General features: G+C 59.5%; 22 protein-coding genes. 6 read left to right on the forward strand and 16 right to left on the reverse strand.

Annotated features, from left to right (window positions below; all coding sequences use genetic code 11):
- Positions 1-83 precede the first annotated feature (83 nt).
- The 6 genes from KW841_RS22430 to KW841_RS22455 form a co-directional block, all read right to left on the reverse strand.
- The gene (locus tag KW841_RS22430; RefSeq protein WP_218479806.1) at positions 84-1,082 is read right to left on the reverse strand and encodes a 3-hydroxybutyryl-CoA dehydrogenase; all 999 of its coding nucleotides are present in this window, start codon (positions 1,080-1,082) and stop codon (positions 84-86) included.
- Positions 1,082-2,188: an NAD/NADP-dependent octopine/nopaline dehydrogenase family protein gene (locus KW841_RS22435; RefSeq protein WP_218479807.1), complete on the reverse strand. Its 1,107-nt coding sequence runs from the start codon at positions 2,186-2,188 to the stop codon at positions 1,082-1,084. Before KW841_RS22435 ends, KW841_RS22430 begins: the two co-directional genes overlap by 1 nt.
- 96 nt (positions 2,189-2,284) lie before the next feature.
- A complete protein-coding gene (locus tag KW841_RS22440; RefSeq protein ID WP_218479808.1) occupies positions 2,285-3,259 on the reverse strand; it encodes an AraC family transcriptional regulator in 975 nt (324 codons plus the stop codon).
- An 85-nt stretch (positions 3,260-3,344) separates the two neighbouring features.
- A complete protein-coding gene (locus KW841_RS22445; protein WP_218479809.1) occupies positions 3,345-4,706 on the reverse strand; it encodes an MFS transporter in 1,362 nt (453 codons plus the stop codon).
- A 160-nt stretch (positions 4,707-4,866) separates the two neighbouring features.
- Entirely contained in the window at positions 4,867-6,117 is a 1,251-nt protein-coding gene (locus KW841_RS22450) for an OprD family outer membrane porin (RefSeq protein ID WP_218479810.1), read from the reverse strand.
- A gap of 637 nt (positions 6,118-6,754) precedes the next feature.
- Positions 6,755-7,105 (reverse strand): BON domain-containing protein, encoded by a 351-nt coding sequence (locus tag KW841_RS22455; RefSeq protein ID WP_218479811.1) that lies wholly within the window; start codon positions 7,103-7,105, stop codon positions 6,755-6,757.
- Between KW841_RS22455 and KW841_RS22460 the strand changes: the two genes are divergently transcribed.
- The 3 genes from KW841_RS22460 to KW841_RS22470 all read left to right on the forward strand — a co-directional run bounded on the left by KW841_RS22460 (position 7,104) and on the right by KW841_RS22470 (position 9,073).
- Positions 7,104-7,592 (forward strand): hypothetical protein, encoded by a 489-nt coding sequence (locus tag KW841_RS22460; protein WP_218479812.1) that lies wholly within the window; start codon positions 7,104-7,106, stop codon positions 7,590-7,592. The two genes, KW841_RS22455 and KW841_RS22460, sit on opposite strands and share 2 nt — an antisense overlap.
- Before the next feature lie 530 nt (positions 7,593-8,122).
- Positions 8,123-8,776 carry a hypothetical protein gene (locus KW841_RS22465; protein WP_218479813.1) on the forward strand — a complete coding sequence of 218 codons (654 nt, stop codon included), beginning with the start codon at positions 8,123-8,125 and terminating at the stop codon, positions 8,774-8,776.
- Between the two features lie 90 nt (positions 8,777-8,866).
- Positions 8,867-9,073: a co-regulatory protein PtrA N-terminal domain-containing protein gene (locus KW841_RS22470; RefSeq protein ID WP_007971248.1), complete on the forward strand. Its 207-nt coding sequence runs from the start codon at positions 8,867-8,869 to the stop codon at positions 9,071-9,073.
- Positions 9,074-9,492: 419 nt separating this feature from the next.
- On the opposite strand, the gene KW841_RS29940 is transcribed toward KW841_RS22470, so the two are convergent.
- The 9 genes from KW841_RS29940 to kynU all read right to left on the reverse strand — a co-directional run bounded on the left by KW841_RS29940 (position 9,493) and on the right by kynU (position 19,843).
- Complete coding sequence (locus tag KW841_RS29940) at positions 9,493-10,128, reverse strand: hypothetical protein (protein ID WP_305729909.1); 636 nt, start codon at positions 10,126-10,128, stop codon at positions 9,493-9,495.
- Positions 10,129-10,528: 400 nt separating this feature from the next.
- Positions 10,529-11,278 carry a hypothetical protein gene (locus KW841_RS22480; RefSeq protein ID WP_218479814.1) on the reverse strand — a complete coding sequence of 250 codons (750 nt, stop codon included), beginning with the start codon at positions 11,276-11,278 and terminating at the stop codon, positions 10,529-10,531.
- 102 nt (positions 11,279-11,380) lie between these two features.
- Positions 11,381-13,012, reverse strand: a complete 1,632-nt coding sequence (locus KW841_RS22485; protein WP_218479815.1) for a DUF5666 domain-containing protein — start codon at positions 13,010-13,012, stop codon at positions 11,381-11,383.
- Positions 13,009-13,851 (reverse strand): DUF6502 family protein, encoded by an 843-nt coding sequence (locus KW841_RS22490; protein WP_218479816.1) that lies wholly within the window; start codon positions 13,849-13,851, stop codon positions 13,009-13,011. The genes KW841_RS22485 and KW841_RS22490 overlap by 4 nt, the downstream gene beginning before the upstream one ends.
- A 130-nt stretch (positions 13,852-13,981) precedes the next feature.
- Positions 13,982-14,704: a hypothetical protein gene (locus KW841_RS29785; protein WP_371319527.1), complete on the reverse strand. Its 723-nt coding sequence runs from the start codon at positions 14,702-14,704 to the stop codon at positions 13,982-13,984.
- A gap of 424 nt (positions 14,705-15,128) precedes the next feature.
- The gene (locus KW841_RS22505; RefSeq protein WP_218479819.1) at positions 15,129-15,560 is read right to left on the reverse strand and encodes a glycine zipper domain-containing protein; all 432 of its coding nucleotides are present in this window, start codon (positions 15,558-15,560) and stop codon (positions 15,129-15,131) included.
- Positions 15,561-15,682: 122 nt separating this feature from the next.
- A complete protein-coding gene (locus tag KW841_RS22510) occupies positions 15,683-17,092 on the reverse strand; it encodes an amino acid permease (protein ID WP_218479820.1) in 1,410 nt (469 codons plus the stop codon).
- Between the two features lie 85 nt (positions 17,093-17,177).
- Positions 17,178-18,491: an OprD family porin gene (locus KW841_RS22515; protein ID WP_218479821.1), complete on the reverse strand. Its 1,314-nt coding sequence runs from the start codon at positions 18,489-18,491 to the stop codon at positions 17,178-17,180.
- A gap of 101 nt (positions 18,492-18,592) precedes the next feature.
- Positions 18,593-19,843 carry a kynureninase gene (kynU, locus tag KW841_RS22520; RefSeq protein WP_218479822.1) on the reverse strand — a complete coding sequence of 417 codons (1,251 nt, stop codon included), beginning with the start codon at positions 19,841-19,843 and terminating at the stop codon, positions 18,593-18,595.
- A gap of 210 nt (positions 19,844-20,053) precedes the next feature.
- Here kynU and KW841_RS22525 point away from each other — a divergent pair, with 210 nt between their 5' ends.
- Complete coding sequence (locus KW841_RS22525) at positions 20,054-20,527, forward strand: Lrp/AsnC family transcriptional regulator (protein WP_007971266.1); 474 nt, start codon at positions 20,054-20,056, stop codon at positions 20,525-20,527.
- Positions 20,528-20,541: 14 nt separating this feature from the next.
- Here KW841_RS22525 and KW841_RS22530 read toward each other — a convergent pair whose 3' ends face one another.
- Positions 20,542-21,555 carry a helix-turn-helix domain-containing protein gene (locus tag KW841_RS22530; RefSeq protein ID WP_218480014.1) on the reverse strand — a complete coding sequence of 338 codons (1,014 nt, stop codon included), beginning with the start codon at positions 21,553-21,555 and terminating at the stop codon, positions 20,542-20,544.
- A gap of 375 nt (positions 21,556-21,930) precedes the next feature.
- Between KW841_RS22530 and antA the strand changes: the two genes are divergently transcribed.
- Complete coding sequence (gene antA, locus KW841_RS22535) at positions 21,931-23,322, forward strand: anthranilate 1,2-dioxygenase large subunit (protein ID WP_116582220.1); 1,392 nt, start codon at positions 21,931-21,933, stop codon at positions 23,320-23,322.
- Positions 23,322-23,813, forward strand: coding sequence for an anthranilate 1,2-dioxygenase small subunit (gene antB / locus KW841_RS22540; RefSeq protein ID WP_218479823.1), 492 nt, complete (start codon positions 23,322-23,324; stop codon positions 23,811-23,813). The genes antA and antB overlap by 1 nt, the downstream gene beginning before the upstream one ends.
- Positions 23,814-23,828: the final 15 nt, after the last annotated feature.

Here is a 23,828-nt window from a genome sequence, read left to right on the forward strand (position 1 = left end):
TCGCCTGTTGGTACCAGGCCGGCGCCTGGTTTGCTCAGACTACGCAATTGGATCGACAGGGCCCGGCATCCGGGCCCTGAGGCTCAGGCCTGCTTCAAGGCGCCATCGAACGCTGGCGTCATCCCCGACAATTGCAGCTTGCGGACAAAATCGCCAAGACGCTGCTGCTTGTAGGCTTCCACGTCCATGTCACGGTAGTCGTAGAAACCTTGGCCATCTCGCAAGCCATTGCGGCCGTTTTGCATGTTGTCGGCGATCACCTGTGGCGATTCGAAGCGCGGTGACAGCGCTCCACTCAGGTAGCGCGAGGCGTAGTACAAAATGTCGCCGCCGCCCCAGTCGATGAATTCAAGCAGGCCCAGCACCGAGAAGCGCAGCCCGAAACCGACGCGCACTGCGGTGTCGATATCTTCTGCGCTGGCCACGCCCTCTTCCACCATCCGTGCGGCTTCGTTCATCACCAATGCCTGAATGCGCGGCACGATGTAGCCAGCCACCGGATTGCACACCACGGGCACCTTGCCGATCCGCTTGAGCAGTTGCAGCAGCCGTTCGACGACCTGAGGGCAGGTCGCTTCGCTGCGGCTGACTTCCACCAGCGGCATCAGGTACGCGGGATTGAGCCAGTGCGCGTTCACGAAGCGCGCAGGCGTGCTGACCATTTCGCTCAACTCGGTGACGAGAAACGTCGACGTCGTCGAGGCGATGATGGTCGACGCCGGGACATGCTCGCTGACCCAGGCGAAGGTCTCCTGCTTGACCGCGATGACCTCCGGCACCGCTTCGAACACCAGGTCGCACTGAGGCAGTGTCGCCGCGGCCTGGGATTTCGATTGCACCGCCAGCCGGGCTATCGCGATGTCCGCCTGATCCCCCTCGAGTACACCAAGGCGTACCAGCATCTGCAATTCGCTGCGGATGTTGTTGCGCACACGCTCGAAGTAGCCGTGCCGTTCCTCCTCGGAGCGATCCTTTATATCGATGAGGGTGACCGGCAGGCCCGCATGGATGAACGCCAGGGCAATGCCCTCCCCCATCCGGCCGGCGCCGACCACGCTGACCTGGGGCTGCGCGGCGTTCATCAGTTGTAGCCCTTGGTCAGCAGTTCGGTCATCTGCGCTCGACTCAGTGTGGCCAGACCGAGGTTTTCCAGGGTGCGGCCTTCGGCGTAGAGATCCCGTGCAGCGACGACCGAAGCAATGCTCAGCAGACCCTGCGCCACCGGAGTCGGCACACCGGCCCAGCGGCCGACGGACACCAGGAAAGACAGGCCCAGGCGGGTGTCTTCGAGCATGTAGCGGTGCTTCTGCAGGTCGATGTCTTCGCGCCAGTCGCCGCTGTCGGTCAGCTTGCCGTGGGCACCGCGACCGTACATCCACTCATCGCCTTCGGTGGTGTTGTAGTGGTCGGCCAGGGGGAAGTGCGGAGCGCCGTAGGTCAGTGCTTCGCGCACGGCCATGCGCTCGGCATCGAGCTGGTTGGTCACGCGGCGGATCGACGGTTGGGTACCTTCGTTATGAATGTCCCAGGCCTCGAAATGCTCCAGGGGACCGGCGTTCATCATGATCAGCGGCGGATGGATGATCGGGCCTGCGTTCATCAGCGCACCGCTCAGGGCGTCTTCAATCGGCTCGACGCTCGGGTAGGCCTCGCGCAGTACCGCAAAAGCATGCTCGGACAGGTTGCTGGGGAATACGCCGGTTGGCAGGCGGGTGGCGTAACCGCTGATCACCAGGTCGCTGGTGCCATGCTTGCGTACCAGATACGGCAGCGTACCGGTTTCAGCGAAGGCGACCTTGCTCCGGTTGCCCGCATCGGCCATGGCCTTGGCGAACACGAAGCTGCCGAAAGTGCCCGGCGGCAGGAACACCACCTGACCGTCGTGCAGGTGCGGCGCAACATGTCTGGCCAGGTCTTCGTGGGAGGTCGACGGCAGCGGGATGATCACCAGTTGCGCGTCGCCCAGGGCTTCGGCCAGGTCGTCGGTGAACGACAGCTTGTCGCCCTGCTGGCCGACGGACAACTGGCGAGTGCCCTTGTAGTCCTTGATGGTCAGGCTGCCGATGGCCAGCAGCTCCTTGAGCGCGGTGGAGTCGCGACGCCACAGGCGGGTCGGGTGCCCCTTTTCAGCCATTTCGACAGCAGCGGCGTAACAGCCGTGACCACCACCCAGCACAGTAATATTCATGCAGATACTCCTTTTTGTCAGTGACTCGATCCTATCGAGCCGCACCGTCGCGCACTTATCCGATTGCGCAGCCGACTGACGGATTGCGCAGGAGTCTCAATGCTTCTGCCGCCGCAGGGTGTCCGACGGCAGACAGCCATAGCGTTGCCGATAAGCGCTGGAGAAATGCCCGAAGCTGTTGATGCCGTGACGCAACAGGATATCGGTGACGGTTTCACCGGCCCTGCCCTGTTTGAGCGATTCGTGGATCACCGCCAGGCGCCGGTCGCGGATGTACTCGATCGGCGCCTGCTGAAGGAACTGGTTGAAACCGTTTTGCAGGGTGCGCACCGAGACGCCACACAGTTCGCTCAAGGTCGTCAGGCTGATCGGTTCGTCGAGGTGTTCCTCGATGTAGTCACGGGCCTTTTTCACGTGGTGCGGCAGCGGCGCGCGCGAGTCGATCAACAGATCCGCCGAGTAGTTGTGCGGCAGCTGTGTGAGCAGCAGTTGCATCAGGTATTCGGACAGTCCGCTGGCGAGACGCGAACCGTCCACGCCGCTGCCGTACAGCCGGCAGATGTAGTCCAGGGTGTGATAGAGGCTGACGACGCCCGCGCCCAGGTGGTCGACGCTGACATCAAAGATCACCGACTGCCGCAGACTGCGGCCGAGCAGGCGTTGCAATTGTGTCTCCAGGGCATCACGGTCGACCCGCAGGATCAGGTTGCGGCACTCGCCATCGGTGACGATGCGGCTTTGCGCGAACGGCGAGGAAACGCTCAGGTAGCCCGACTGCATCGCCGCGCTGCGCCGCCCGTGGGCCACTTCGCAGTGCCCCTGCAAGGTAATGCGAAACAGGTACTGATCGGCAATGTCGCCGATGGTGATTTCCACCGGCGCGCCATAGCGCAGGTCGAGCAGTGCCGAATCGCCGAAAAACACCCCGTTGAGCCGAGTGTGGATGGGCTCGTCACGCAGTACGTTGAAGCTGTGGGGGCACAGGTATTGGCTGACCTTGTCCTTGATCTCGCGGTAATCGGCCGAGCTGAGCAGGCTGTGCCGTTCCAGCAGGTGTACATCATTCAACATCAAGGGTTCTCCTGACCTGGAGCACCCCGGCCCCGCGCCCTTCAAAGGGAGCGAGGCCGAGGCGCCGATCGTGGACTATGACCAATCAGGCCCGGGTCGGATACTCCCGGGCATAGCTTTCCCGAAAACGACGGCAGCCACGCCATAGCAGTAGCACCGTCAACACCGATGCACCGGCGATCACCAGCGACATCGACGAACCCACCGCCGCGGGCGATCCGAAGTAGCGGTCGGTCAACAGCGCCACCAGCGTGGTGCCCAGGCCCAGGCCCAGCAGATTGCTGATCAGCAGGAACACCGCCGAGACCTGTGCGCGCACCTGGTTCGGCGCGAGGATCTGCATCGCCGCCGTGGACGCCGGCATCGGGAACGAAGCGAAGAACATCGCCGGCACCAACAGCGTCACCGACAGCCACAGTTGATCGACTTGCGGGAACAGCACGGCCGGCACCGCCATGCCGATGGCACCGATGACGCCGGTGCGCATGGCGGCGTCCTGATGACCTTTCTTGGCCAGGTAGTCGGTGAGCCATCCGCCAAACAGCACGCCTGCGGTATTGGCCACCAACAGCACGGTGCCGAGCATGTAGCCGGCCTCCATTGGCGACAGGCCGAACTTGCGGATGTACAGCGCCGGGCTCCAGCTCATCATGCAGAACAGGGCCATGGCGTAGAACGAAAAGCCCAGGTAATGGCAGGTGAAGGTGGCACGGTGGCGACCGAGGAAACGCAAGCCATCGCTCATCGCAACCTTCTTGGCCTGACCCTGTGCATCGACCTGCAGCCCCTTGCGCGCCGGGTCGCGCACGGTAAGCCAGATCAACAGGCCGACCACGATACCGGGCAGGCCGACAATGAAGAACGCCAGTTGCCAGGCCTTCATCGCACCGAGAACGGCGACTTCGATGGTGTTCATGTCCTTGAGCATCGCGATCACATAGCCACCCACCAGGAAGGCCAGGCCACCACCGACGAACGAGCCGATCGAGTAGATGCCCACGGCGCGGCCGAGTTTTTCCTTGGGGAACATGTCGCTGAACATCGAGTAGGCCGAGGGCGACAGGGCCGCTTCGCCGACACCGACGCCAATGCGGGCGAGGAACATGTGCAGGAAGTTCTTGCTCATGCCGCAGGCAGCCGTCGCCAGGCTCCAGAACACCACGCCGACGGCGATGATCTTCGGCCGGGAGAAGCGATCCGCCAGGTAGGCGATGGGCATGCCCATGAACGCGTAGAACAACGAAAAGGCCAGCCCGTGCAGCAAGCTGAACTGAGTGTCGCTGATCTGCAGGTCGGCTTTGATCGGTTCGATCATCAGCGCCAGGATCTGCCGATCCACAAATGAAAAGATGTAGGCGATCATGCACAGGCCGACCACGTACCACTCGTAAATGTAGGTTTTCTTCTTCTGCTGTTGCAGGACCGCGTTATCGACCTGGATATTCATTAGTGTTTGCTCCTCTTGGAATCCGCTCATGGGCACAGCGCGCCGGGTGACGGTGCACGGCGCACCGACTGGGAAGTTGCGGGGCAGATGTAAAGGACAAAGGGTTCGAACATGGTCAGGCCTCTTATTGTTATGGGGTCAAACCCCGGATGGACCGGGCTTACCAGAACTTCCAGGTGTAGGTCGTGGCGAAACGAAATTCGTTGTAGTCGTAGCCGTACTTCTGTTTCACGTCGATGTTGCGCAGGTCCAGCCCCAGGCCTTGCAGCGCCCCGCTCTGCACCACGTAGCTGAGCCCCAGGAAGCGTTCGCTTTCCTGGTTGTCGCTCAGGTTGGCGCCACGGTCCCAGTGGGTTCCCTTGATGTAGCGGGTGTAGAGCTTCAGCCCCGGCATGCCCATCCCGGCAAAGTCATAGCTGTAGCGCGCGCCCCAGGACTTTTCATCCGGGCGGACAAACCCCAGGGACGACCAGTGCACCAGATAAGGTTGCGGGATAAACCCGTTCATCGTCGGGAACACGCTGTCACCGAGCATGCGCTGGTAACTGAGGCCAAACATGTGGGCGCCTTTGAGCAAGGTGAACAAGCCACCGTAGGAACGGTTGTCGATCTCACCGTTCAAGGCACTACCATCTTCATTGTTATTGAAGTAGCGCAAGTCGGTCTTGAGTTTGTAGCCATTACCCAAGTCAGCCATATGCATCAGGCCGAAATAGTGCTGCTGATAAATATCGTGCAACACGCCATAGAAATAACTGGCTTGCAGGTTCTTGGTAATGTCGTAAGTGGCGCCGCCGAAGTCCAGGCCGTCACTGTCGAGATTATCGGTGGAGCCAAACTTGTACAGTTTCTCGTGGTTGGAAGATTCCCGTGTCACGGCAGACCAGAACCGGCCACCGGTCATCGTCAATCCATCGACTTCCCTGGACTCGACCACCGCCCCTTGATAGATCGTATCCAGTTGCCGACTGGTGTCATCGTACGCCACCGGCAATTGAGGGCGAAGGTCACCGACCTTCAACTCGGTCTTGCTGTAGCGCATCTTGAAGGTTGCACCGGCGCGACTGTAGTCATCCGCCGTCTGCTGGTCACTGACGCTGTAAGGCAGCGAACCGTCGTTGCCCGATGAATCCAGGCGCACTGCGTATTGCGCATCCACATCAAGGCCGATCGCCAGGACCGTGTCGGTGTAACCGGACGTAAACTGTGCATCGAACCCCTGAGACCAACTATGCACTTCAGAAACCGGCGCATTGTTATTGGTGTAATTACGGTGCAAGTAGAAGTTACGCGTATCCACTTTCAAGTGACTATCATCAACAACATCGGCATAGGCTGCCAATGGCGAACAGATCATTCCCAACACGCCGGCAATACCAAGCCCACGGCAAGATTGTTTTACCTGAAGCATCTAACTTCTCCACATCTGTATGTGCTGGGCACTGTATTTATAGGAGCAGATTCGAACTAAAAGTTAAAAATGCCGGCAGCCGAACACCGAGCCTTCTTGCGCAGGAAGGCGAATTGCATCAGGGATATAAAGAACGATGGGTTCGAGCATGGTCAGGCCTATTGTTGTTATGGGGTAAAACGCCAGGCGGGCTCAATGCAACAGCCCGCCAAGACGACACGCCTCCTGTCTACCCAAGGTAAGTCAGTAGGCGCCGCGCCGATATCGAGATGAACAGCATCCGTTGGGGGGAAAACTTCAACCCGGCTAAAGGTTTCCCTTAGTCAACTCAAAAACGCAGGGCACACAGTGCGAGATGGCAAACCTGTATTGCATAAGCCTTCCTATAGCGAGGTCTTGTTGTTGGATAGGCCCTAAACTAGCGATTGCGCTGCCTGCCAACCTCCCCGATTGCGCAGGCGATTCTCCAATTACGCAGCCTGATGCAGACCCTTGGATGACAGGCAGAAAACGGCCTGAGCAGCCAGTCGCAAATGTCCACGAAGCCATGGGCGTTTCACTCTGGGGCACACAGGCATTCAGCTCCCTGCGCTCCCGGTTCCCGACTGGGAGCGCGGCGCCTACAAAGTTGCCATTGTCATTTGTCGTCCATCTTTGTTGACGACTGTGGCCGGCGCTCAGTGCTCTCTTCGGCGTTGGGCGCTTCTGGAAAACTCCCTGGCGTGAACACATGGGTCTGCAGGTCGCTGGCATCGACTTCGGCGACACCATGAACCGAACGGGCCAGCTCAATGGCCTGTTCACACTGTCTATGGGTGTTGACGCGGCCGCTTAACCCCACTATGCCCGCATGGGTTTTGACGTTGATATGCAGGCTAAGGGTCGGATCGGAAAATGCCAGGGCCGACTTCACCCTGGCGGTAATCCAAGCATCATGAACGGCCATTTCCAGACCATGAGAGTAATGCTGGAAGGAGTGAATTTTCATGGCTGAACCCTCTCTCGAGTCATCAGACGTATTGTCCATCCCTTTTGCTGTGCTGCCCTTTGCCTGTCAGGTGAACGCTATCTATGGATACCTGATTCGTTTTGGAGCGCCCGCCACACAAACATTGACAGACATTAATTATAGTACGGCCGTTGCCTGCGGTCAGAGCACTGTCCCCGTGCACGTCCGCCCTGGTCGCTCTGTGCCAGGTGCAACCTATAGAGCCTCCAAACAGTCCTTGCTTGGCCGATTGCTACCTGTCGCCAGTACCTCATGGGTTTCACTGACGCCCTCCCGGGCGGTGCTGACCGCCCTGTTAATGCGAAAAATTTGCTCAAAAACCTGCACATTTTTATTCTTCAAACCAAAGCCGTCGTCGGGCGCCCTCTCACACCCGCAAACAGTGCCGGAGGAAGAAGGTGCATTGCACGACGCAATCAACTGCCCGGAATGTGCTTTTTTCGAGGGAAAAATGGCAGTGCATTGACCTGGTTTTTTACCCCTACCAGGGCTTTTTTGATGGCCGATTGGCCTTATAACCCCCGATTTTTACCCTGGAATATGGAAAAAAAGACGAAAAAATCGACGGGGCTTTCATGCGCCTCCCGACTCGCCGAAAGTCAGTCATGGTGCTGGCTGCGTCCTCCGGTGATAGCAATATGCGACCAATTTCGGCACTGCCGTTGGTCAGCAAAATTGATCAAAAAATGAACGCAGACGGTTTTTTTCGTTCAGAATACGCAACAGGTCACACGGGCTCCGATGCTCAGCTGACTCAAGAAGCGGAAGTTAAACCTCATATAGACGCCCAGTGCGAATGAGGTTTTTTGTTACCTGAAAATGGAACTAACCGAATGTTCAAAAAGTTCATTCGCTAAACTCGCTTTTTTCTTCGCAGCAAAATGCCGCAAGATTAAATAATAGAAATTGCTGGATCCTGACTGCAGTCAGCAACGGATAAATTCAACTAGCCGTGCTGAAGTCATGTTGATCCACTAAGAGTACAAAGAGGTAATCATGGAACTTGGTATACTGACTTCGCCAGCCGCGGAATATATTCGCTTGGGCGTTGTATATTTCCATCTTATCGCCTGCTGCGTGGCAATCGGACTTGTGTTGACCAGTGACATTGCAATGGTCAAGCAACTCCTGAAGGGGGATGTGTCGGGTCACCATGATGACGCGCATCTGGAAAGCCTTCAAAAAACCGTATCGCTTGCACTTGTAGCGCTTTGGATTACGGGCATTGCTATTATCGGAATAGATTATGCCGGCAAGGGGATGGAATATTTCCTCAATCCAAAGTTGCAAGCCAAAATCGGTATCGTTGTGTTATTGACCTTTAACGGTTTCCTGTTGCATAGCGCTGTATTGCCGGCACTGAAGAAAGCCGGTTCGATACTCAAACTCTCTTTTAACTTGCGCATGCTGGCGCTGTTCTCCGGCGCGCTCTCCGGTGTGTCGTGGTTCTATGCCGCCATGCTCGGTGTCGGTCGTCCGCTGGCCTGGAAATACTCGCTGGTCGAGTTGCTGGCGGCCTATCCGGTTCTCATCGTCGGTGGCTTTGGAATGATGGTGCTGCTCACCGTCTGGGCGAAAAACAAAAACGCTGAAGGCCGTATGGAGCAAGGCACCTGGGGAACCGGAAACGCCGCTCTGGCTGGCTGGTGAAGTCAGGTTGAACAAGCCCGTTCAGCCTTTGCCAATGAATTCCGTTTTTAACTATTTACCTATCTCACTTTCTCACTTGAGGATATCCAAATGAAATCCATGAAAGCTCTGTTCGTAATTGCCGCTCTGACCGCTTCTTCTCTGGCGATGGCCACCGGTGGTGGTGACAAGACATTCAATCGCATGGAGTCGGCCCGCAAGGTCTCGATGGAAGCCTTCCAGGTTGCGCAGAAGCAGAAGGCTGAAGCCGCTGTAGCGCAAAGCAAGGCCAAGGCAAGCAATCGCAGCAACGGCTGATCCGTGTAGCGCGATCGCGCAACACGATGGCAAAAAAAGTCGCAAACCCTGCAGGGTTTGCGACTTTTTTTTCGATACGTCCTTCAAATTCCCGGGACGTTTTCTACGGGTATGCCTGCCGTTGCGTAGCGTGCAGGCCTAGTTCTGTACCTCCACCACGTCGACATCCGGCGCGTCTGGGGCATCCGGAGCATCCGGGGCGTCTGGAGCGTCAGGGGCATCCGCCACATCCTCTCTGGCAGCCCTCTTCTCGGCCTTGGCCGCCTCTCTGGCCGCGTTCGCATCAGCCTTGGCGTCGTTCCTGGCAGCATCTGCAGCAGCCCGGGCTGCATCTCTGGTTGCATCTGCGTCTGCCTTGGCAGCGTCCCTGGCGGCATCTGCAGCGGCCCTCGCAGCATCTCTGGTTGCATCTGCACCCGCTACACCTGCAGCTTTTGCAGCGTCACGGGCAGCATCCGCCGCAGCTCTGGCGGCATCTCGGGTTGCATCTGCGTCAGCTTTCGCAGCATCCCGGGCTGCGTCTGCATCAGCTCTGGCAGCGTCTCTGGCTGCATCTGCGTCATTTTTGGCAGCGTTCCGGGCTGCATCTGCGGCATTGTTGTCAGCCCTATTAGCCTTATCGGCTCTATCGGCTCTATCGGCTCTATCGGCCTTATCGGCTCTATCAGCCTTATCGGCTTTATCAGCCTTATCGCCACGGGCATTGCCTTGGCCTGCGTTTCCGGCAACACCACCATGGTCAGCATCGCCGCGGCCCATGCCGCCATGTCCTGCGCCACCGTCACCGCCACCATCGCCATGGCCACCGCCAGCGTTACCGCCTCCGCCATTACCACCGTGACCACCGCCTCCGGAGCCACTGCCGCCACCGTGACCACCACTGTTACCACCACCGCCGCCACCGTGGCCGCCTCCGCCGTCACCACCATGACCGCCGCCTCCGGAGCCACCGCCGCCGCCACCACCGTGACCGCCACCGCCTCCGTTGCCGCCGCCACCTCCGTTACCTCCTCCGCCTCCGCTGCCGCCACCACCGCTGCCGCCATCTTTGGCATGCACGCTGGAGAAGCTACCGACGTAATCGGGCACCAGCACAGTCGATGCAGACAGGACTGCGCCAATTGCCAGGGCCAACAAACATTTTTTGAGAAGCATGATGCACCTCCGCTTGGAGTTGCGTAGTCATGTCCGTATCGAACGCAATGTCCAGTGAGTTCCCGGCCGCCCATTGGAGCGGCCAGCCAACCGGCACGGCCATTAATTTGCAGCAAAAACAAGCAACTGCGGTTCCGAACGATCCTTCAGAGCCAGTCGGCCTCCGTGCGTGGGAAATATTCCCACACTTTTAGATTAGGCCTGTCAGCCCGTGTGTCAACCACCGACCATCCGGACTGAAGCAGGCGCAGGCCTGGGTTGAGACGACAAAACCCATCGGGGCCCGGAAACTGGCGGGTATCAGTAGGTGTGGGTGAACACCAGTCCAGCCTCGCCATCCGGGCTCGCATCGGAATACCCCTTGACGGCATACAACTGAAATTTCCAGTTCTGATTGAGCTTGTGGGTGAGGAAGAGGGTGAGTTCCTTGATCTGGTCGCCCGTGGATACGACCTTCTGCCGCCAGTCGTAGGACACCCCTGCCGTGGTGCGCGCGTACACGGGCATGGCGAAACCCAGGCCGGCGAATATCGGGTTGTCGAAGTCGGAGCCTGACGGATCGCCAAATTTTTTCCAGCCCAGCGTGGCGAACCCGGTCACCCGGCCGAAGGCCTTGGCGACATCGACCTGGGCGGAGTAGTCGGTTTTGCCGGTACCCAGGCACTTGTCTTCGTCGGCGGTGGGCAACTTGACCTTGCCGATCAGGTCCACGAACAGCCCGCCAATGTTGCCGTCAAGCACGGCATAGTCGGCACCGGCGACAGTGTCGCCCAAACCGCTTTCCACTTTCCCGCAGCCGCCGGGCAACGGCTCGCCGTCAGGGCCGACCGAAGGATTGGTGATGCGCAGCCAGGGCACAGTGAGCTTGTAGGTCATGGGACCGGTTTCGTATTTGCCCACCAGCGGGACGTACCAGGTTTCGGAAGTCGTGCCGGTGCCATAATCACCCCGGGAGTAGTCGGTTCCGATCGAGGTCGAGAAGGTATCGGCCAGGGTCGGCAAGGCCAGGCTGGCCAGCCAACCGACGAGCAGGATGCGCTTGGGGTCCATGTTCACCTCGTGTCTTGCGTCATCGAAGTCCACACGCAGGCTTTGTTGCGTGACTTACACAGACTAGTGACTTATGGCGCAAGTGCATCATGCCTTCACGGTTTATCCCGACTTGCCAGAGCGGTCGACCTTTTCAACCTTCTCGATTTTTTCAACTTTTTCAACTTTTTCGACCTTCTCGACTTTTTCCGGCCGATCAACTTTGTCGACCTTCTCAACCTTTTCCGGCCGATCGACTTTCTCGACTTTCTCCGGACGTTCGACCTTTTCGACTTTCTCTACCTTCTCTACCCTCTCCACTCTCTCGACCTTGCCGGATTGCTCGACCTTCTCGACACGCTCTGATTTGCCAGACTTGTCCACGTCCACGCGTTCGATATTGTCACCACCACCATGACTGTCATTGCCCCCGTGGCGAGTATCGTCGACAACGCTCTCGGAGCGGCCGCTCCTGTCACTGCCCGAGTTCCCCGAATCCCCCGAGTGACCGGAGCCGTTGGAGTCGCTTGAGCCGCTCGAGTCGCCGGAGTTGTTGAAATCGTCCGAGCTGCCCGAATGGCCCGAGCCACTTGAGTCGTCCGTGTTTTGCTCACTGTTTCGAAGTTGCCCGTGCCGGTTGCCGGCTGGCGAATCGGAGCGCTCGCGGGGCAATTCGATACGCGTGGCCTGTACCTCCCGCGCGCCGCTGAACACGCCGGTGACCCGCACGCGTCGATCCAGCGTCAGCTGCGAAGACTGCACACCGGCAAACACGGTGTCGCTCGCCATCGTCACATTAAAGCCGCCCACCACCAGGCGACGGTCCTGCCGGCCCTGTACCAGGCCCTCGATCACCGCATTGTGTGCCCGGCCAATGAAAGGCAGGCTCGGGTCGGGGCGACTTTGGCTCACCTCCAGTTCGCGGCCCGACCACTGGCCACGCACCAGCATTTCCTGCGCCGGTCCCGGACGGTTGCCGAGTTTGAGCCCCTGCAGATAACCGCTGCGATCGACCGGGCCGATGGCGCTGGCCTCCTTGAGGCCGGGCGCGCGGTCGATGCGGCTGGCCACCACTTCACCCCGGGCATCGCGCAGCCCGCTGACCCGTACGGGATCACCCGCACGCAAACCGGGAGCAACTTGAGCACCGTTGGCCAGGCGTACCGGTTGGCCCATGACACGCATGGGCATGGAATCTCTGGGCAGGGCTGTCAGAGGGCCTTCGTAGACATGCAGGATAGCAATGCGCCCGGCCTCCAGACCGCGCCGGGAATTGAACGCCTCCACGGCAACCACCTGGCCTACTGCCAGGCGGGTGCTGGTGGCGGCAATGCCGTTCTCGCTGACAGGCACGTTTTTGTTGAAGTGCACTTCCACGCCATTGACGCAGATCGAGGCAAACCCGGTGATGGTGCCGACAATGCCGGTGCCGCCGATCCCGCCGTTGTCGTTGCTGATGCCCGTGCCGCCCACGCCGCCAGCGACGGCACCGGTACCGCCAATGCCGCCAGGGCGTTTGTTCAGGGGTGCACCGGTACCGCCCACCCCGCCGTTGTCGGTGTCGATGCCCGTACCGCCCATGCCGCCAGGCGCCGCGCCCGTACCGCCAGTGCCACCTGGAGCCTCTATGAGCGGCACTTCACTGGTACCCGCCTCATTCTGGCTGACACAGGCCGGCGCGGCATGCAATACAATCGGAAGCCCGAGGCCCAGAGCGAGGGCGGCGGCTCGAATCAGGCGCAAATGGATGGTCATGGCTTGGGAGCCGTCGGTGAGTTGGGATCGCAAGCTTCAGTGTAGAAGTACAGGCCGACCGTGATGCGCTGACGCGGTTCGAGGCTGGGCAGGTCGCGAAATTCCAGCTCGGCGGCGAGTCGGTTGAAGCTCAACAGGGCCTGCATCCCCTCGCTGGCAACGGCCTCGCGCAGCGCCTCGACGCTCATCGGGGCCAATGCGTCATAGTGGACGCTGCGTTCAAAAAAGGCCGGACCTTCGCCGCTCAAGTTGTGTACCGCTGCGCAGGCATGATCGTGCAGGTTATGCCCCAGGTAAGCCGCTTTCTCATCGAAGCCCTTTTGCGGCACGAAGGCCTGGGCTTCGAGGTGCACATGCTCTTGCTCGTCAAGGCGCACGACGCCCAGGCGCAGCCATTCGTCCAGCACCACCCGCGCCCGGATGTCCGTGCTGACCTTCGCCACCAGCGCATCAAAGGAACGGTCGCCGCCGACACTGGCCAAACGTGGCAGTGGCAATGGCTGGCCGGCGTCGTCGCAGAAGGGTGCGGTGGTCCAGGCATTGACCAGTTGCGCACCGAAGGTGATGTTTTCCGGAAGCGTGGAAGTGGCGGGGTCGCCGCTGTTGCGCAAACGCCGTACGTCCTTGCGGTGCACGCCGGTGAGCAGGCTGATGCGGCTGTCGGTCGGTGCCTTGTCGTCCAGACGGAACTCTCGGTCCGCCACATCGACGAAAACCTCCTTGAGCAGGTCGGCGAAAACCAGGTACGTGACGCCTTTGCGCAGCATCAGACGTACCAGCGGCCGCATGACATGGCGCAGGGCTTTGAGGAGCGAGGTGGGCAAGGTAGATGATTGCATTCAGCGCATTCCCGGATAGTTAACCCCAGTATAGCTGCGTGGGAAATAATCCCATGAATGCAGACTGTATTTTTTGCGTGCCCCCATGCAAAACCGGTCTCCCGGGTTTTGCATGGGGCATCAGGCCGCCTCAGGTCCGGCTGTTGTCGTCGCCGGGTTCGCCGCCAGTGTGGACGCCATTGTCGTCACCCGGCTCGCCGCCCGCGTGAACACCCTTGTCGTCACCCGGCTCGCCACCGACGTGAACGCCATGGTCGTCACCGGGCTCACCGCCAACGTGAACGCCGTGATCGTCACCTGGCTCACCGCCTACGTGAACGCCATGATCATCACCCGGCTCACCGCCTACGTGGACACCATGATCGTCACCCGCTTCTGCATGGGTACCACTGCGACCGGAGTTCGAGTTTCCGGTACCGGCATGGCCTGAATTCCCTTTGCCATTCCCATGGTCGCTTCCATGGTCGCTGCCGCTATGGCCACTGTTGCCGCCATTGCCACCGCCGTTACCACCGTGGCCTCCACCGCCGTCGCCACCGTGACCTCCACCACCGTTACCGCCACCTCCGTTGCCACCGTGGCCTCCACCACCGTTACCGCCACCACCGTTGCCACCGTGGCCTCCACCACCGTTACCGCCACCACCGTTGCCACCGTGGCCTCCACCACCGCCGTTGCCACCACCACCACCACCACCACCACCACCACCACCACCACCACCACCACCACCATCCTTGGCATAGGCAGTGGCGTCATGGGAAATGGAGTCCGGTACCAAAACGACGGAGGCCGACAGGACGCCACCGATTGCCAGCGCCAATAAACCTTTCTTGAAAAGCAGGTAAGTGTTCATCGTGCATTCTCCTGGTGATTTACCGCGAGCAGTGTCAACGCGATCCGCGTTGCAATCCGGGAGCGGCATGGGAATAAGCTTGACTATTTCCCCCTGAATCTTTGGCGTGGGAATTTTTCCCACCCAATGAAAACTAGCCCTTTCTGGCTCCGGGTCAACCCGCGCAGCAGAAAGCCGACCGACGGTGAGACACGTCAGCACCCGGCTTAAATGGATAACGCTGTGTGAAAGCAATCGAATGATCGGCAGAACGCCAATGGCTCATGGATAAAGGGCAAGTGGGCGAGAGGCCTCTACCCCGGGGTGATCGCCGAGACGTCAAGGCGGCTCGGGCATGACCTGAAAGACCACCCATAAGGGGAGCGCCATACCCGCTCCCCCTTTTGAAACAAAGCATTCCAAATGCTCTGTCTCGCACCCGCGATCAGTCGTGATGTTTGTGTTTATGTTTATTCTTGTGTTTATTCTTTTGCTTGTAACCCGAATCGTGGTGATCGTCGTCATCGGCCATATTGTTGCCGATCGCACCACCTGCTGCGCCGCCCAGACCCGCGCCGATCAGGCCACCGGTGGAGCCACCGACACTGTTGCCGATGACCTGCCCACCCGCCGCACCGAGACCTCCGCCAATAGCCGACTCGGTCTTCTTGCCACTCTTGGCGGTCATTGCGCCCCCGGCCGCGCCACCTACGCCGGCTCCGATCGCTGCGCCAGTGCTACCGCCCATAGCCTGACCGACCACGCTGCCAAGGGCGCCGCCGACACCGCCACCGATAGCCGTGTTGGTGGCTTCGCCGGCGAGGGAGTACTGCGATACAAGCAGACTTAATGCAACAACAGTGAATGACTTACGCATCAGACGGACCTTTAGGAACACACAAAAGGAGAAAGTCTGTTGCTACGAAACAGCCAGGTCAACAGATATTCGGCCGGGCGTTGCAAACAAGGGAGTCCCGCAACAGCGAGGCTCCCTTCGGTCTAGCCCCTGGGCTGCGGATTCAGCACCGCAACGGCCTTGGTTTTCCTGAAGAAAATGCCGTAGACAACCGACAGCACCAGCAAGAACGGCACACCGAACACCAGGGTCATCTTGAAGGCCTCTGTGAAGTAGGTCGTGATCATCACGGCCCCCATCAGGACCAACCCCAACAATGTGCTGTAGGGAAACAGACGCATGCGGAACGACAATTTGCGGTTGCCATTGCGTTCATGAAAACGACGGAAACAGTAGTGAGTGAGGAAGATCATGAACCAGGTAAAGATCGCGCCGAACATCGAGATCGCCATCATCAGGGTGAACGAACTTTCCGGGTACAGGATGTTGAGCAAGGTGGCCAGGGCGATCCCCGAACTGGAAAGCAACAACGCGTTCAACGGGATCCCGGTCTTGCTCAACACCCCCATGGATTTTGGCGCGTAGCCGGCTCGAGACAGGCTGAACATCATGCGCGTGGTGATGTACAACTGGCTGTTCATCGCCGACAACGCCGCAATCAGGATCACGAAGTTCATCACACCGGTGGCGCCGGGAATACCGATGGCCTGCATGACCGTGACGAACGGACTCTGGGCATGGCCAGCCTGGACCCAAGGCACGATCGCCAGCATCAATGCCAGGGTCAGCAGGTAGAACACCACCAGGCGCACGATAGTCCCGCGAAAGGCTTTCTTCACCGCCTGCTCCGGATCCTTCGCCTCACCGGCCGCCACCGCGATCATCTCCACGCTCAGGTAGCTGAAGATCGACACGATCACCGCGATCCACATCCCTTGCAGGCCATTGGGGAAGAAACCGCCGTGAGCGGTGTAATTGTGCACGCCGTATTCCGGATTGCCGGAACCGAATACCACATACACCGCCAGGATAATGAAGCCGACAATCGCGCCGATCTTGATGGTCGAGAACCAGTACTCGAAGGTACCGAAGGTCTTCACGCTGATGGCATTGAGCACGATCAACACGCTGGAGAACGAGACGATCCAGATCCATTCCGGCACGTTGGCAAACCAGTACTTCATGTACATCGCCACCGCGGTCACTTCCGTACCGACCGCGAGCACAATCGCCGCCCAATAGGCATAGCGCACCAGGAACCCGGCCAGCGGGCTGACATAAAACTCGGCATAGGCGCCGAACGAACCCGAGGTCGAATGGGCCACGGTCATTTCCGCCAGACAGCCCATCAGCAGCAAGGTGATGATTGCGCCAATGGCATAGCTCAACAGCACGCTCGGCCCGGCATAACCAATGGCATAGGCGCTGCCCATGAACAGCCCGGTGCCGATTGCACCCCCAATGGCGATCATGCTCATCTGCCCCGACGTCAGTTGCCGCCGCAGGCCATGTTCACGGTTGGATATCGTTTCGAAACCGCAGTTATCGGTCATTTCTATGTCCTCTGGATTTTGTCTTTCTTGAAGAGCACGTCGTGGGTTTAACGGTGGGGATCAGCCACGCACAGCAGGACACGGATCAGAAAATACTCAGTGGATACTCGATGATCACCCGGACTTCGTTGTTGTCCGTGGTGTCGGCCCGGGCGAGTTGCGCTGTGGAGCGCACACTGGCCTGACGCACGCGTATTGATAGGTCCCTGGCCTTGCCCGACTGCACGACATAGCGCGCCTCGAGGTCGCGTTCCCAGCGCTTGCCGTCATCGCCGTAACGCCCATAGGCGCCATTGGGGCCGCCGTCGTAATGGCTGTCATCGATGTGGTCGCCACTGACGTAACGCGACATGAAGCTCAGCCCCGGCACGCCGAAAGGCGCCATGTCCAGGTCATAACGCAGTTGCCAGGAGCGTTCGTTGGGGGCGTTGAAGTCGAGGACCTGAATCGAGTTGGCGAGAAAAATCGAAGTGCCAGGTTGCTGGTCGAAACCCAGGTAATCGAACGGCTCTTCACCATCGACCCGCTGGTACGCCAGGGTCAACCGATGGGCGCCGAACCTGTACGCGGTGGCAAACGACCAGGTGGTGTTGTCGATCCGGCCGGCCAGGCTGTCGCCGTTATCGTTGGTGCGATAGAGATTGAAATCCAGGTTCAGTGACTGGTCTGGCGTCAGCACATAGGTGTAGTTGACGTTGCCGTAGTACTGCCGCCAGATGTCGGTGAACTGCGAACCGTACAGGCTGACACTCAACTGATCGCTCAGCGCATAGCTGCCGCCCAGGTAATCAACGCTGCGGGTTTCCACCCCGGCGTACAGCGCTTTAAGGGCGCCATCGGCATTGGTCGAGTTATTGTCGTTGCCGGCAGTGAAGTGGCCAATGTCCAGTTGCAATGCCTTGAGCTCATTGCTGGTCAGCTGGAAGCCGGTGGCACTGCTGGTGAACAGTCGCGCGTTACCGGTGCCGAACACCGGATTGAGCGGTGTCAGGTTGCCGTACTTGAGCACGGTCCGCGAAATCCGCGCCTTCAGCGCACCACCGGCTTCGGAGTACTCATCCTCGGGACGACCATCGGAATCGACCGGCAACAACCCTGTGCCCGTGCGCCCCTTGCCACTGTCGAGCTTGATGCCCAACTGCGCGTAGGCATCGACCCCGAAACCCAGCGTTCCCTGGGTGTAGCCGGAGCGGTAGTCGAGCATGATCCCGTGGGCCCACTCGTCCCGATAGTTCTGACCGCCCGGGTTGTTGAGGTTGTTGCGGTAGAAATAGAAGTTGCGGTTGGTCAGGGTCAGGCTGCTGTCTTCGACAAATCCGTTGTCAGAGGCGGCACAGGCCATTTGGCCAAGGCAACTGGAGATGGCGAGCGGCAAGGCAGGCCAGAGGGACAGTTTCATTCTGCGTGCTCCTTATTATTGTGATTGCAGAACTGGTTATTGCCGGCGCCCGAACGCCCGCCGCGGAAAGTGCCCGCAGCTGGACCAGGACGCCGCAGGTTTCAAGTCACGCTGTGGCGAACCTGGTATCGCGCTTGCGACCAGGTGTTGCGGTCGAGGATCTCACCGAGGATCTGCACCGCATCCCAGACTTCGGTGAAGGTTGTGTACAACGGGGTGAAACCGAACCGAATGATGCGCGGCTCGCGATAGTCACCAATCACGCCACGGTCGATCAGGGCCTGGATCACCGCATAACCTTCGGGGTGTTCGAAGCTGACATGACTGCCGCGTCTGGCGTGTTCACGCGGGGTGATCAACTTCAGTTGGTGAGCCGCGCAACGCTGCTCGACCAGTTCGATGAACAGGTCCGTCAGGGCCAGGGATTTGCGGCGCAGGCTGGCCATGTCAGTCTGGGCGAACACGTCCAGGCCGCACTCGACCATCGCCAATGAGGTGATCGGTTGAGTGCCGCACAGGTAACGCGCGATGCCGCTGCTCGGCTCGTAATGCGACTCCATGGCGAATTGCCGCGAGTGGCCGAACCAGCCCGACAAGGGTTGTGGCACCAGATCGCACAATGACGGCGAAACCCAGACAAAAGCCTGCGATCCCGGCCCGCCATTGAGGTACTTGTAGGTGCAGCCGATGGCGTAGTCGGCACCGGCCTGGTGCAGATCGACCGGTACTGCGCCTGCGGAATGCGCCAGGTCCCAGATGGCCAGCGCGCCACATTCGTGGGTCAGCGCGGTCAGGGCCTGCATGTCATGCATGTAGCCGGTCTTGTAATTGACGTGGGTGAGCATGACCACCGCCGTGTCCTGGTCAATGGCTTGCGGCAAGGCTTCAGGACTGTCGACCAGGCGCAGGGTATAACCCTGCTGCAGCATCTGCGCGAGGCCTTCGGCGATGTACAGGTCGGTGGGAAAATTGCTCGATTCGCTGACGATCACTCGCCGCTGCGGTGACCTTGTGGCCTGTAGGCGCAAGGCAGCGCTCAGCACTTTGAACAGGTTGATCGAGGTGGTATCGGTCACCACGACTTCACCCGCCCCCGCACCGATCAAGCCCGCCAGGCGGTCGCCCAGACGCTCGGACAGCTCGCGCCAGCCAGCGCTGTTCCAGCTGCGGATCAAGCCATTGCCCCATTCCTCGGCGACCACCGCTTGTGCCCGCGCCAATGCCGCGACCGGCCGCGCACCGAGGGAATTGCCATCGAGATAGATAATCCCTTCGGGGAGCGCGAATTGCTGGCGCAGGGGCGCCAGAGCGTCCTGGGCATCAAGCGCCAGGCAACTGTTTCTTGTCGTCATCGAGTGTCCTGTTTTTTTGTCATGGGACGCCATCCGGGCGGGTTGCATCAGCCGGATCAGGCGCCCTGGTTCAAGGCGATCAACCTGCCTTTGGGTAGAGAGATAATGAACGAACCTTTGGAGAATTTTCGTGCAAAGTAACCAGCCATGTAATAATTATTTCGCAGATAATTCGAATCCACCCCCAATAAACGCGGATTTATTCAAACCATGAATCTTGACTCGACAGACCTGCGAATCCTGCATCAGCTGCAACAGGATGGCCGAATCAGCAATCAGGAACTGGCGGAGAAAGTCGCCTTGTCACCGTCGGCCTGCCTGCGCCGGTTGCGCCTGCTGGAAAGCGAAGGAATCATCACCGGCTATCGCGCGGTGCTGAATGCCGAGCGGTTGGGCATCGAGCTGGAAGCCATCGTCCATGTGTCGTTGCGACAGGACGTCGAGGACTGGCACGAGACCTTTATCAAGAAGGTCCAGCAGTGGCCGGAGGTGGTCACCGCCTATGTCATTACCGGGGCGAGCAACTATGTGTTGCGGGTCCAGGCCCGCAACCTCAAACACTTCTCGGATTTCATCGTCAATCACCTCAACCGCACCGCCGGCGTCACCGACATACGTTCGGAGATCGTCCTGCAGAAAATCAAGGAGCGCGAGCAGTTGCTCGATCTGGTGGTACGCAAGTAAGACCGCAGCGTCCTTCAGAGCCCGTGCAGGCGCCGGGCCTCCTTGCGCTGCAACGTCATGCTCGGGGTTTCGTCGAACAGCTTGCGGTATTCGCTGGAAAAACGGCCCAGGTGCATGAACCCCCAGCCCATGGCTATCCCGGAAATGTTGCGTGCCGAACCGTGCTCGAGAATTTCCTGGCGTACGGCATTCAAGCGATACTTTTTCAGGTAGGCCATTGGCGACAAGGCGAAGTACTTCCTGAACGCGTCGAACAACTTGAAGCGTGAAACGCCGGCAGCGGCTTCGATGTCCTCCAGGTGCAACGCTTCGCGGGCGTTGTCGTGGATGTACTGTCGAGCCCTGACCAGGTAGTGCGGCAATTTCACGCCCAACGCGTCCCGCAGTTCCTGCGAATAGTTGTTGGGCTGGGCGAGGATCAAGCCTTTGATCAGTGAGCTTTCAATGTCCCGGGTGAAGGCCACCTGCTCGAAAAGTTCGCTGCTGCGTTCCAGTTCGTCGATGAAATAACGCGCCATGCGCCACCACGACGCCGACGCTCCATCGATCGCATCCATCACCGGCTCGAAGCGCAGCGGCACATCCAGCGGCCGTTGCAGCATCCCTTCCAGAGCCTCGCTCATCGCCACTCGGGTAATCACCACCTGGACCTTGCGACAGTCACCGGAGATTGTCAGCAGTTGGTGTTCATTGGGGGAAATGATGACCCCCTGATCGCGGTCGGACCTGACCACGCTGCCCGCCTTGCTCAGCTCCTGTTCGCCCGACAACGGCAGGCTCAGGCTGTAGCTGCTGAAGTGCTCGGCGTCTTCGATATCGATGGTGACGTCGGTACCGTATTCGATGGTGCCCAGGGTGGTGGCCATCGATTTGAACATGTTGGCGTTGTGATGAAAGCGGATCCGTTCGGGGGTCGCGCTCACGAGTCGATGGGGTCCGCAGATACCGGACATCCAGCTTCTGGCAGCCTCCAGGTTATCGCTGTCGACACGAATGTCGCGAAACTGCGGATCCACTTTGCTACTCATCATGGTGCACTCACGGAGTCTGGTTCTGCGCGCTCTGGTGGCGCTTGTCAGGCGGGACAGGAGCAACTTCCACGCCATAAAACGTCGGCGCCCAATTAACGGATAGTGATTGGCAACTAAGCGGACAAGACATGGCTGGCGAAGCCGCAAAGGCCATCGAATCCGCACTCGACGTCGTGCAAAACAGTATCTGATTGGCGCCATCAGGTGCAGCCGTTTATCACCTGGTGACGGATTTGTGTCATCGCTGCCCAACCGACTGTTACCTGGCCCCCAATTTTACGGACTGCCTTCACCAACTTATCGGATAGACCATCACCCGCCCCGCTTCTCTAATGAGCGCACCGATTAGCCGAATAAAAAAAGGTGCACACCATGAGTGGTGAAAGAAACGTCGAACAATGGAAAACGTTTATCGAAAGCTGCCTGGACTTCCGTCCCGCAGAAGGCGTTTTCCGCATCGCCCGGGAGATGTTCACCGAGCCGCAGCTGTTCGATCTGGAGATGGAACTGATCTTCGAGAAGAACTGGATCTATGCCTGCCACGAAAGCGAACTGGCCAACAACCACGACTTCGTGACCCTGCGCGCCGGCCGCCAGCCGATGATCATTACCCGCGACGGTGAGGGTCGGCTCAATGCACTGATCAATGCCTGCCAGCATCGCGGCACGACGCTGACCCGCGTGGGCAAGGGCAATCAATCGACCTTCACCTGCCCGTTCCATGCCTGGTGCTACAAAAGCGACGGCCGCCTGGTCAAGGTCAAGGCGCCGGGCGAGTACCCGGAAGGCTTCGACAAAGCCACACGCGGCCTGAAAAAAGCCCGCATCCAGAGCTACAAGGGTTTCGTCTTCATCAGCCTGGATGTGCACGCCGACAACAGCCTGGAAGACTTCCTCGGCGATGCCAAAGTGTTCTTCGACATGATGGTCGCCCAGTCGCCGACCGGCGAGCTGGAAGTACTGCCCGGCAAGTCGGCCTACACCTACGACGGCAACTGGAAGCTGCAAAACGAAAACGGCCTCGACGGTTATCACGTGAGCACCGTCCACTACAACTACGTCGCCACGGTGCAGCATCGCCAGCAGGTCAACAGCGAAAACGGCAACGCCGCCAGCAGCACCCTCGACTACAGCAAGCTCGGCGCCGGCGACGCCAATACCGATGATGGCTGGTTCGCGTTCAACAACGGTCACAGCCTGCTGTTCAGCGACATGCCCAACCCTTCGGTACGCTCCGGCTACGCGACGATCATGCCGCGGCTGATCGAAGAACATGGCCAGCAAAAGGCCGAGTGGATGATGCATCGCCTGCGCAACCTGAACATCTACCCGAGCCTGTTTTTCCTCGATCAGATCAGCTCGCAATTGCGCATCATCCGTCCGGTGGCGTGGAACAAGACCGAAATCATCAGCCAGTGCCTGGGGGTCAAGAACGAGTCGGACGCCGACCGCGAAAACCGCATTCGCCAGTTCGAGGATTTCTTCAACGTCTCGGGTCTGGGCACGCCGGATGACCTGGTGGAATTCCGTGAAGCCCAGCGTGGCTTCCAGGCGCGCCTGGAACGCTGGAGCGATATCTCCCGCGGCAGTCACCGCTGGGCCAGCGGCGCCACGCCCAACAGCGAAGCGATCGGCATTGCCCCGGCCATGACCGGTACCGAATTCACCCATGAAGGGCTTTACGTCAACCAGCACAGCAACTGGCAGAAATTCCTGCTCGACGGCCTGGACGCCAAATCCCTGAAACTCCGTGAGGTGCAATGATGAATGCGCAACTGCAGTACCGGATCGAACAGTTTTTCTATCGCAAATCCGAACTGTGCGACGCCCAGGACTGGGATGCCTATGTCCAGCTGTTCGCCGAGCACAGCGAGTTCCACTTGCCGCAATGGGACTCCGAACACGTCTACACCCGCGACCCCAAACGCGAAATGTCGCTGATCTATTACCCCAATCGTTCAGGCCTGGAAGACCGCGTGTTCCGCCTGCGCACCGGCAAGTCCGCGTCCTCGACGCCGATGCCGCGCACCCTGCATCAGATCAGCAACGTGCGGATCGCCCCCCTGGAAAACGATGAGCTGCAAGTGCAGCTGAACTGGCACACCCTGTATTACCGCCTGGCCACGGCCGAGCAGTTTTTCGGCCGCGCGACCTACCACCTCAAGCCCCACGCCGATAGCTGGCTGATCGTTCGCAAGCATGTGTTGCTGCTCAACGACACCATCAATTCGGTACTCGACTTCTATCACCTCTGAACCCAGGGAGACCGG

The organism is Pseudomonas sp. PDM28 (genome assembly GCF_019219115.1).
GTDB lineage: Bacteria > Pseudomonadota > Gammaproteobacteria > Pseudomonadales > Pseudomonadaceae > Aquipseudomonas > Aquipseudomonas laurylsulfatiphila.